Origin of the sequence: Propioniciclava sp. (assembly GCF_029977985.1) — a bacterium.
Lineage (GTDB): Bacteria > Actinomycetota > Actinomycetes > Propionibacteriales > Propionibacteriaceae > Propioniciclava.
In genome coordinates, this window is record NZ_JARKOT010000173.1 from 1 (window position 1) to 10,279 (window position 10,279).

10 protein-coding genes are annotated in these 10,279 nt (G+C 71.5%); 7 read left to right on the forward strand and 3 right to left on the reverse strand.

The features are described 5' to 3' along the window. The 4 genes from Q1K57_RS10765 to Q1K57_RS10780 all read left to right on the forward strand — a co-directional run. The coding region (locus Q1K57_RS10765) for an extracellular solute-binding protein (RefSeq protein WP_300082243.1) at positions 1–642 on the forward strand (642 nt) is incomplete at its 5' end. A 91-nt stretch (positions 643–733) separates the two neighbouring features. Continuing rightward, positions 734–1,720 (forward strand): sugar ABC transporter permease, encoded by a 987-nt coding sequence (locus Q1K57_RS10770; protein WP_300082246.1) that lies wholly within the window; start codon positions 734–736, stop codon positions 1,718–1,720. Further along, positions 1,717–2,631 carry a carbohydrate ABC transporter permease gene (locus tag Q1K57_RS10775; protein ID WP_300082249.1) on the forward strand — a complete coding sequence of 305 codons (915 nt, stop codon included), beginning with the start codon at positions 1,717–1,719 and terminating at the stop codon, positions 2,629–2,631. Before Q1K57_RS10770 ends, Q1K57_RS10775 begins: the two co-directional genes overlap by 4 nt. Before the next feature lie 64 nt (positions 2,632–2,695). Beyond that, positions 2,696–3,739, forward strand: a complete 1,044-nt coding sequence (locus Q1K57_RS10780) for a LacI family DNA-binding transcriptional regulator (protein WP_300082252.1) — start codon at positions 2,696–2,698, stop codon at positions 3,737–3,739. 71 nt (positions 3,740–3,810) lie between these two features. Here Q1K57_RS10780 and Q1K57_RS10785 read toward each other — a convergent pair whose 3' ends face one another. The 3 genes from Q1K57_RS10785 to Q1K57_RS10795 all read right to left on the reverse strand — a co-directional run bounded on the left by Q1K57_RS10785 (position 3,811) and on the right by Q1K57_RS10795 (position 7,190). After that, positions 3,811–4,155, reverse strand: coding sequence for an endonuclease/exonuclease/phosphatase family protein (locus tag Q1K57_RS10785; protein ID WP_300082255.1), 345 nt, complete (start codon positions 4,153–4,155; stop codon positions 3,811–3,813). Between the two features lie 12 nt (positions 4,156–4,167). Next, on the reverse strand, positions 4,168–6,240 hold the full coding sequence (locus tag Q1K57_RS10790; RefSeq protein WP_300082270.1) for an ExeM/NucH family extracellular endonuclease: 2,073 nt from the start codon (positions 6,238–6,240) through the stop codon (positions 4,168–4,170). Positions 6,241–6,383: 143 nt separating this feature from the next. Further along, positions 6,384–7,190, reverse strand: a complete 807-nt coding sequence (locus Q1K57_RS10795) for a DUF4037 domain-containing protein (RefSeq protein WP_300082258.1) — start codon at positions 7,188–7,190, stop codon at positions 6,384–6,386. 233 nt (positions 7,191–7,423) lie between these two features. On the opposite strand from Q1K57_RS10795, the gene Q1K57_RS10800 reads away from it, so the two are divergent. The 3 genes from Q1K57_RS10800 to Q1K57_RS10810 form a co-directional block, all read left to right on the forward strand. Next, positions 7,424–8,197: a phosphotransferase gene (locus Q1K57_RS10800; RefSeq protein WP_300082261.1), complete on the forward strand. Its 774-nt coding sequence runs from the start codon at positions 7,424–7,426 to the stop codon at positions 8,195–8,197. Then, positions 8,194–8,499, forward strand: a complete 306-nt coding sequence (locus Q1K57_RS10805) for a hypothetical protein (RefSeq protein WP_300082264.1) — start codon at positions 8,194–8,196, stop codon at positions 8,497–8,499. The genes Q1K57_RS10800 and Q1K57_RS10805 overlap by 4 nt, the downstream gene beginning before the upstream one ends. A gap of 25 nt (positions 8,500–8,524) precedes the next feature. After that, the coding region (locus Q1K57_RS10810; protein WP_300082267.1) for a glycosyltransferase at positions 8,525–10,279 on the forward strand (1,755 nt) is incomplete at its 3' end.

Genomic DNA, 10,279 nt, shown 5'->3' on the forward strand with positions numbered 1-10,279 from the left:
TCGACGACGGGCACCGAGACGGTCATCCCGCTCGACCAGAACGCCGACGTCAAGGCGCTCTACGACAGCACCCTGCAGGCCGCCGTGGGCGACGGCCTCTCCGCCGGCCTCGGCCAGTGGGGCCAGAGCTGGATGGACGCCTTCCAGAACGGTGGCTTCGCCACGATGCAGTGCCCGAGCTGGATGCTCGGCGTCATCGAGGGCAACGCGGCCGGTGTCACCTCGTGGGACGTCGCTGACACCTTCCCCGAGGGTGGCGGCAACTGGGGCGGCTCGTACCTGACCGTTCCCGCCGCGGGCGCCAACGTCGAGGCGGCCACCGAGCTGGCGCTCTGGCTGACCGCTCCTGAGCAGCAGCTCAAGGCGTTCGCCAGCAAGGGCACCTTCCCGAGCCAGGTCGAGGCGCAGGACAGCTCCGAGCTCGCTGCGGCGACGAACGAGTTCTTCAACAACGCCCCCGTCGGCGAGATCTTCAAGAACCGCGCCGCCGCCGTCAAGAGCCAGCCGTTCAAGGGCGAGCACTACTTCGCCATGAACACCATCGTGGGCGAGGCCATCGGCCGCGTCGACGTGGACAAGACGGATGACGCCGCGGCGTCCTGGGAGAAGGCCGTGACCGCGGCCAAGGACATCACCGGCTAATCGCACCGGCGGCGTCCGGCCGGTTCTCCTTCACCGGCCGGACGCCGCACCCGGCGCCCACCGACCACACACCACCGAGGAGTGACGTCCCATGTCCCGCAGTGCCGCAGGACCGAGGAGCTCGCTGACCACCCGTCAGCGGCTCAGCAAGCTCGACGTCGCGACCGCCCCCTACGTCTACATCGCCCCCTTCTTCCTCCTCTTCGCCGTCATCGGGCTGTTCCCGATGCTGTTCACGGCCTACGTGTCGACCCGGCAGTACGGGCTGCTCACCGGCGACGCCGGCCCCGCGGGCTTCGACAACTACGCGTTCATCCTCACCAACGAGCGGTTCCTGATCGGCCTCCGGAACACGTTCAGCATCTTCCTGCTCAGCTCGGTTCCCCAGGTGATCGCCGCGATCTTCATCGCGGCCGTCCTCAACGCGAACCTGCGGGCCCGCACCTTCTGGCGCATGGGCGTCCTGCTGCCCTACGTGGTGGCCCCCGTCGCCGTCTCCCTCATCTTCGGCCGGCTGTTCGCCGACCAGTCCGGTGTGATCAACACCCTCCTCGGCGGCATGGGCATTCCGCCCATCGGCTGGCACGCCGACGTCCTGCCCAGCCACCTGGCCATCGCGACCATGGTCAACTTCCGCTGGACCGGCTACAACACCCTCATCTTCCTGGCCGCCATGCAGGCCATCCCGCGCGACGTGATCGAGGCGGCCATCGTCGACGGCGCGAGCCGCTGGCGCACCTTCTGGAACGTGACCCTCCCGATGCTGCGGCCCACCGTGATGTTCGTCGTCATCACCTCCACCATCGGCGGCCTGCAGATCTTCGACGAGCCGCGCATGTACGACAGCTCGGGCCTCGGCGGCAACGACCGGCAGTGGATGACGATCGCCATGTACATGTACGAACTCGGCTGGGGGCCGCAGCGCAACCTGGGGCGGGCGTCCGCCGTCGCGTGGATCCTGTTCGCCATCGTCGTGCTGTTCGCCCTGCTCAACTTCTGGCTCACCTCGCGCATCGCCAACAGCGGCACGGACGCCCCCCGTCGCCGCGGTCGCCCCGGCAGGAAGGTCGCCCCATGAGCTCCGTCGCCTCCGCCCACGCCCTCGCCGGCCGCGGCGCCGCCAAGGCTGCCGCCCGCCGCCGCAAGCGCGAGTCCGACCTCGAGTCGGGCCAGCGGCGTCCCGGCTGGGTGACCTACGCCATCCTGGCGGCCGTCGTGCTCATCTCGGCCTACCCGCTGTACTTCGCGTTCCTGCTGGCCAGTTCGACGGCGCCCGAGATCTCCCGCAACCCGATCCCGTCGCTGATCCCGCAGGGCCATCTCGCCGACAACATCGCCCGCGTGTTCGCGTCCGTGCCGTTCTGGCCGGCCATCTGGAACAGCGTCATCGTGGCCGTGACCGTGTCGTTCACCACCGTCTTGTTCTCCACCCTCGCCGGCTACTCGTTCGCGAAGCTGCGCTTCCGCGGCAAGAAGGGCCTGCTGGCGTTCGTGATCGGCACGATGGCGATCCCGCCGCAGCTCGGCATCGTGCCCCTGTTCATCGTGATGGTGCAGCTGGGGCAGGCGGGCAAGCTGCCGGCCGTCATCATCCCCGGCATGGTGAGCGCCTTCGGCGTGTTCTGGATGACCCAGTACCTCACCGAGGCGCTGCCGTTCGAGCTCATCGAGGCCGCCCGCGTCGACGGGTGCAACATGCTGCGCACCTTCTGGCACGTCGCCCTGCCGGCCGCCCGACCGGCCGCCGCGATGCTCGCGCTGTTCACGTTCATCGCCTCGTGGACGCAGTTCTTCTGGCCCTACGTCATCCTGGGCCCCGCCAACCCGACCCTTCCGGTGGCGCTGCAGTTGCTGCAGTCGTCCTACTTCAAGGACATGAGCCTCATCATGGCGGGCGTCGTGCTCGCGACGGCTCCGCTGGTCGCCCTGTTCATCGTCGCCGGCAAGCAGCTCGTCAGCGGCATCATGGCCGGTGCGGTGAAGGGATGATCGACACCGCCGCAACCCCGCTGCGATACTCCGGGAAGGCAAAGGCGCGGGGGGAGGGCAGGCCATGACGCCCGATGCACGCTCCCGACCGGACCGGAACAAGGGCATCTCCTCCAACGGTGCCCCCACCCTTCAGGACGTCGCGAAGCTGGCCGGCGTTTCCCGGGCCACCGTCTCCCGCGTCGTGAACGGCGGTGCGCTCGTCAGCCCCGAGACCGCCGAGGCCGTCGAGGCGGCCGTCCGGAAGCTCGGCTACCAGCCCAACCTGGCCGCTCGCATGCTCGTGACCCGCCGGGCCGACGTCGTCGGCGTCCTCGTGCCCGAGACCGACCTCCGCGTCTTCACCGACCCCTACTTCGCCGCCACCTACCACGGGGTGGTCGCCGCGTTCGGCGACCACCCCGCCCAAGTGGTGCTCGCGATGAGCAAGCCCGGCGAGTCGGCCGACCGGCTCGTCACCTACCTGACGAGCGGACGCCTCGACGGCGCCGTCATCACCTCCCACCACGGCACCGACCTGCCGCTCGCCGTTGCTCCGCTGACCCATCCGGTCGTGTTCATCGGCAACCCGGGCGTTCCCGGTGTGCCGTACACCGACGTTGACAACATCCTCGGTGCCCAGCTCGCCACCCAGCACCTGCTCGACATCGGACGCCGTCGGCTCGCCACGGTGACCGGCAGCCTCGACATGATCGCCGGCCAGGACCGGCGCGCCGGCTTCGTCCGCACCTGCCGGGCGGCCGGTATCACCCCAGTGGCGATCATCCCCGGCTCGTTCACCGAGTCCAGTGGCCGCGAAGCCGCCCGGTCGGTGCTGAGCGCTCGGTCCGACATCGACGGGCTGTTCGTCGCCTCCGACCTGATGGCGGCCGGCGTCATGGACGAACTACTCCAAGCAGGGGTCAAGGTGCCCCAGGAGATCGCGGTCGTCGGCTACGACGACTCCGAGGTCGCCCGCCGGGTCACCCCGTCGCTCACGACCGTCCGCGGGCTGGCCCACGAGACGGCCCAGGAGGCGGGCCGCATGTTGCGCGGCCTGCTGTCGGGAGTCGTCTCGCCGCGGCCGGTCATCCTCGAGCCCGAGCTCATCCTCCGCGACTCCGCCTGACGCCCGCGGCTTCCCCCGATCACAAGACTCCCGCAGCGCGACAAGCTCTCTCGCCCCACCCGGACGCCGCCTCAGCGGCGACCGCGCGGGCCGGTGTCGAGAACCACGACCACGGGATCGTGGTCGGAACTGGCGAACGGGTCGGGCGCGTAGAAGTCGACGATGTTGTAGTTGCGCCGGCTGTACTGGAACGCGACCGATTCGTCGCCGTTGATGTCCCACACGGACGCCGACGTCACCAGCCGGAGCGCCTTCGCGTTGGCGAACGCGTGGTCGAGCGAGCCGAGGCCTCCGGAGAACTGGTAGCTCGCCGAACCCGGATCGAACAGCCTCGCGAGGTTCACGTAGCCGGCGGACTCGAGCGCCCGCACGGGATCCTCCCGAGCGTAGGCGTTGAAGTCGCCCATGAGGAACACGGCCTCGTCCGGTTACATCTCGGCCACCCACGCGGCCAGCTGGGTCGCCTGCGCGACGCGCGACGGGTTGGACAGCCCCTGGCCGGTGCCGTCGTCGTCGCCGGAACTCTTGCTCTTGAAGTGGTTCGCGACCACGACCAACGGGTTGCCCGTCTTGGTGGCCTTGAACTTCTGGGCGAGCGGGTAACGGGCGTTCGCGAAGGCGTCCGCAAGGTCGATCTGCGAGGCACCCAGCAACTGCACCTTCGCCGGGTCGTAGATGAAAGCCGTCCGGATGACGTCCTCGGTGAACGGAGTCACCACCGGCGACGGCGCATAGGCCCAGCGGGTGCGGCCCGCGGCCGCGTTCAGCTCGTCGACGAGGTGCGCGAGCGCATGGTCGCGCGGGTGGTCGATCCAGCTGATCCCCGCCGCGTTCTCGACCTCCATCAGGGCCACCACTTCGGCGTCCGTGCCGTTGATCGCGGAAACGAGCTTGGCCTGCTGGGCGGCGAACGCTTCCGGCGTGTAGGCGCCCCGCACCTCGCAGTTGTTCGTGCTCACCGGCGTGCCCATCCGGTCGGTGTAGGCGGCACACCCGGGCTCGTCGCGGCCGAGATCGGTGAAGTAGTTGAGCACGTTGAACGACGCCAGCTGCACGTTGCCGCCCACGGCGGCGACGGTGGACTCGCGGTCGTTCTCCGAGGCTACCGGCACGAAGGCGCTGTCCGCGCCGACGACGTGGCCGGTCGGCTGATAGTTCCGCTGGAACCGGTGGTCGAGGATCACGGGCCGGGTGAACGTGACCTGCGAGGCCGTCCGCATCGGCGTGCCCGCTGACAGGTACGGCAGCGGGCTGTTCTTCGCGGCCGTGTTCGTCAGGTAGTTCCACGAGGAGCCGTCGTCGAGGGTGATGTACTTCGTGAGGTTGGCGGCCTCGTAGGCGGCGGCGTCCGCACCGGGCAGCACCACGTCGGTGGCCTGGTACAGCGGCTCGGTGCCGACCGCCAGCCCCAGCTGCCCGTACTGGTTCATCGCGTAGTTGTTGGTGATCGTGTAGGGACCTTCGGGCAGCACGAGCATGCCCTCGTAGGCCTCCTTCTCGGCATCCGTGGCCGGGAGGGTGGCGAGACGCGTCGGCGTCACCGGCACGCAGCCGGTCGTCACCGTGACGTACGGGTTGCCGGAGAGCTGGGTGAGTCCGTTGTACTCGGCGGCCGTGCCGGTGACCGTCACGCAGTCACCGATGCGGGTGTTGGCGGCCGCCCAGGAGGAGTAGACGAAGATACCGTCGGACGCCGTCCCCGCCGCCTTGGGTGCCCCGCCGGTTCCGGCTGTCTGGACATAGATGCCCGCGAAGCCACCCGTCGGATAGGTGGCGGTCACCACGCCCTCCGTCACCACTCGCTGCCCGGCCAGCGGTGTCGACGCGCCGGCACCCTGGATCGCGGCGATCGGGGTGATGGGCGCGGCCGTCGGAGTCGGCGTGGGCGTGGGTGTCGGCGATGGCGGGGTGGCAGATCCACTGTTCTGCGGCGTCGCCGTGCTGGAGAACGTGAAGTCGGCGGCGTTGTCATCGGTGTCCGCGCCGCCGGTGCGGTTGAGCGAGCCGGGCGTCGTGTTCGAGCCCGGGTAGGGGGCAGCAGTGCCCTCAGGGGCGTTCGACGTGCCGTAGCCGAGCTTGTCGATGACGGTGTCTGCGTCGGGCGTCCCGGCGACGGTCGTGCTCGCCAGCCAGATGGTGCCCGTCGTGCCCGACGGGTTGACCGTGACGGTGGCGTCGGGATTCGGCAGGGCAGCGCCCGTCGAACCGTTGCTGCCCAGCTGGACGAGGAAGTAGCCGCCCGCCGGGACGCTGCCCGCCAGCGCGCCCACGCCGTTCGCGGGGCCCGTGCCGGTCGCCGACCGGTACTGCACCGACGTGCCGGCCAGATCGACAGCCGTCGCCGTGGGGTTGTAGAGCTCCACGAACTTGTGCGTGTACGGCTGGCTGGCCGAGCCGCCGCGGCCGTAGAACTCGTTGACGACCAGGTCGGTGACGGCGGCACGCGCCGGCGAGGCGAGGACGACGAGGCCGGTGACGGCACACGCGGCCGAGGCGAGGATCGCACCAGCTCAGCGAGAGAAAGGATGCAGCATGGCGAAACGGCTCCTGACAAGCTTCGACGGCGGCTCGTGCCGCCCTCGGACGGCACGCTAGCGCGATCGTGGCCCCGGCGGGGCGATCCGGGGCCACGCGCGTCGAGAGTTCACCCAGTCGTCGTGCGGTCGTCCCTCGCCAGCTGTTGTGCGTCCGCCACGAGGGCGTCGACGGCGTCCACGAGCAGGCCGAGCCGGCCGGGAGCCGCGGCCTCCAGCACGGCGAGCACGTGGTCGGCGAACCCGGGCGGCAGCATGCCGGCGTGGGCCGCGAGGAACCGCAGCTGGCGCTTCTCGCCGGGGTGCCACATGCGCAGGTGGGCGAAGGCGGCGTCGAACACGCAGGCGAGCAGCGCGGCGACGCGATGGTTGGCCGAGACCGGGTCGTCGAGCGCGACCGCCCGCGCGATCTGCGCGCGGTAACTCGTCCGGACGCCGGCAGCCGCGGCCAGGTTGCGGCGGATGATGGCCTCGGCGAGGGCGTCCGGATAGGTGGCGAGGCGCCGCTGCCAGGCCGCGATCTCGCCGGCCGGGTCGTGGACAGGCTCGAGGTGCGCGAGCGTGTGCAGGAAGGCGGTGGAGTAGCCCTCGGCGGGCAGATGGCGCTCGATGCGGTCGGTGACGGTGGCGGCCAGCCAGCCCGCGTCCCAGTACATGACGTCGTGCCACACGCCACCGATCGAGAGGTAGTCGCCGTCGCCCCAGAAGTCGTTGGGCACGTCCCGCGGGCGGTCGGCGTCGGCGAGGTCGGCGGCGATGGCGCGACGGCTGGCGAGGTCGATGGGGGCGTCCGTCACGACGTAGACGTCGATGTCGGACGCCGCGTCTGCGCTCGCGACGCTGTGTGACCCGCCGATCCCGATGAAGCGGACCGAGCCCGTGGCGAGCAGGCGGTCGACGAACGCGGAAGAGAGCATGGACGCCACCGTAGCCGTGCTCGAGCATCCCACCCAGTGGTGGGGTGCCTCCGGTCGGCCCGCTGAGGGCGGCGGGAGCCCCCGCGGGCGCCGGCGGGAACGCAGGTGGGTGACACCGCCACGGGGCACAGCGGAGGTGGGCACAGGGTGACGGAGCAGGCGCCCACACCGTGAGTCCGGCCCACGGCACCCAACCGGACGCCGGCGGGCGCAGCGATGGCTAGGGTTGGCCCATGCGCACCGTGGTGGACGACGTCGTGCTCACGCGGCACCCCGCCGGCACGAATGCCGACGCGTTGGCCGCTCGGCTGACGGCCGCGGCGTCCGATCCGATCCGGTTGCTGTATGCCGCTCCCCTGTCCGCGACTCCCCTCGCGGCACCCAACGGCGACCTGCTCACGCTCACGCCGCGCACCGACGACCTCCGCCTCGACGAGGACCCGCCCTGGGTCGACGCGGGCGCCCTCCTCGCCCGCCTCCACCGCTGCCCGGTGCCCGACCAGCTCCCCGAGCACGGCGGCCGCGCCTACCTGCAGGTCGCCGTGGACGCCGCGACCGTGCTCCATCCGGGCGGCGCCACCGACATCCTCCGCGAACTCGGCGACACCCTTCTCGACACCTGGCCCGAGGCCGCCCCGACCGCCGTCGTCCACGGGGACTGGGACCTCGGCAACCTCGGCCGCATGCCCGGCACCGCCGCCTGGGTTCTCACCGGACCCGACACCCTCGGCACCGGCGACCCGGCCTGGGATCTCGGCCGGCCGGCCGGCCTGTGGGCGGCCGGGCTCCTCGACGACGCCAGTTGGCAGGCCTTCCTCCGTGGGTACGCCTCCGCCGGCGGCGAGGTGCCTCCCGAGGGTCGGCCGTGGACCGCGCTCGACCATCCGGCCCGCTGCGCCGTCTACACCGCCGCTGTGCGCGAGTTCGGCCGCTCCGGCGACGAACCCACCGATTTGGGCCGGGCCCTCCTGGAGGCGTGCGTCCGCATGAACGGACGCCGCTGGTGACAGGCACATGGGCGTGCCCGCGCTGCGGCGGGCGCATGCTGGCGGACCGGCGCGGCGCCGTCGAACTCATCGTCTGCCGCAACTGCGGCGCCGGCTGCTTCGACGCGGCCGCCCTCAAGGTCGTCCTCGGCGAGGCTGCCCCCGTCGTTCCGCCGCCGCCCGAGCACGGCTACCCCGACCACTACCCGCAGCAGATCTGGGGGCACGTCGACGGCCGGGCCGTGCCCACGTTCGGACCCACCTGGGGCCTCGGGCCGCGCAGCACGAGCGCGGACGCCGGCGGCCTCCTGCGCGGGGATTGAGGCTCCGGGCCCATACTGGTGTGTCGTGACGCCTGACTTCGACCACGTCCTGCTGACGCGCTTCAGCGCGGTGGTCAGCGAGGACGGCGAGCCGGCCGGCGAGGACTGGCTGTACTACCGCCTCGGCTTCTTCATCGACGCCACGCTGCCCTCGGTGGCGAGCCAGACGACGCGCGACTTCACGTGGTTGGTCCTGTTCGACGACCGCTGTTCGGACACCTTCCGCGCGGACGTCGAGGAGTTGGCCGCCGGGCACTTCACGCCCGTGTGGACGCACGAACGGTTCCGCCGCGATCTCTTCGTCGCGCCGGTGGCTGCCGTCGCCGCCGCGCCCTGGCTCATCACGACCCGCATCGACTCCGACGACGCCATGGCGCGGGACTTCATGGCGTCGGTGCAGGCCCAGTTCGCCCGCCAGGACCGCCTGTTCGTGAACTTCACCCGCGGCGTCCAGATCGACCGGTCGGGCGCCGTCTATCTGACCGACATGCTGTCGTCGCCCTTCCTGTCCCTCATCGAGCGCCGCACGGACGCCGCCCCGGACACGGTCTACGTGGCCAAGCATGCCCGGGCACGCGCGCACGGCCCGATCCGCGAGGTGCGAGCGCCGGTCATGTGGGCCCAGGTGGTGCACGACCTCAACGTGTCCAACATCGTCACGGGCACCCGGACCGACCCCGCCGTGGTCGCCCGCCGCTTCGACTTCCACCTCGGCTACGACGCCGGGGTGTCCGGGACGCGGCTGGCGCGAGCCCGTCTCGCGGACGCCGCCCGTCTCGGCCGGCTGTGGCGCCGACACCCAGGCGAGTTGACCCGGTTCGTCGAGGCGCGGGCGTGGCGTCTGCGCGGCACGCACGAGCGTGCCCAGGACGACGGGGCGACGCTCAGCGACGGCGTCCAGGAGGCGCTGGAACGCTGGAAGGCGTCGGACGCCCGCGCTGCGCTCCGGCGCGGCTACTGGTGGGTAGCGGGGCGGCGATGGGCGCTGCGGACACGTCTCAACCAGGCGGGCTCGCAGGCGTTGACCCCGATCGCGGGTGATCCGGACGCCGTCGTGTCCGCCGACCGTGTGGCCGTGATCGCCGAGTTCAGCACGAGCACGGGCCTGCGTGCCGAGGCGGTCGCGCTCGCCCGGGAGTTGGCGCGGACGGGGTACCGCTGCCTGGTCGTCGCGGCGCGGAACCGGGGCGTCGGCGTCCACGCACCCGACGACCTCCCGGCAGGGGTCGCCGTCGTGCGGCGTCGCAACGTGGCCTACGACTTCGGGTCGTGGGCGGCGGCGCTGGCTGAGTACCCCGCGCTGGCCGGGCGTCCGTCGGTGCTCCTGACCAACGACTCGCTGCACGGGCCCTTCGCGCCGCTGGCCGACCTGGTGGGGCGGTTCGAGGGGTGCGGCACGGACGTGTGGGCGGCCACCCGCATCGACGCACCGCGGCCCCACCTCCAGAGCTTCCTGTTGGGCTTCCGCGGCGGCGTCCTCGGGCGCGAGGAACTGCGGGCGTTCTTCGCCGGTGTCCGGCCAACGACGTCGAAGGTGGACGTGGTGAAGCAGTATGAGCTGGGGCTGAGCCAGGTGGTCGAGGCGTCCGGGTTGACGTGGAGCGTCGGCTGGCCGAACGCCGCGCTCGGCCTGGCGCCGAACGTCGACCCGACCATGGGCGGTTGGGCCGTACTGCTGCAGGGAGGGTTCCCCTTCGTGAAGCGTCGCCTGCTCTCCGCAGACGGCCCCGGAATCCCCCGCGCGTCCGTCCTCGCCGCCGTGCAGGGCCGCTACGGCGAG

Coding starts and splice junctions, on each gene's coding strand:
- Q1K57_RS10800 (WP_300082261.1), top strand. CDS start 7,424: ATGCGCACCGTGGTGGACGACGTCGTGCTCACGCGGCACCCCGCCGGC.
- Q1K57_RS10795 (WP_300082258.1), bottom strand. CDS start 7,190: ATGCTCTCTTCCGCGTTCGTCGACCGCCTGCTCGCCACGGGCTCGGTC.
- Q1K57_RS10780 (WP_300082252.1), top strand. CDS start 2,696: ATGACGCCCGATGCACGCTCCCGACCGGACCGGAACAAGGGCATCTCC.
- Q1K57_RS10770 (WP_300082246.1), top strand. CDS start 734: ATGTCCCGCAGTGCCGCAGGACCGAGGAGCTCGCTGACCACCCGTCAG.
- Q1K57_RS10775 (WP_300082249.1), top strand. CDS start 1,717: ATGAGCTCCGTCGCCTCCGCCCACGCCCTCGCCGGCCGCGGCGCCGCC.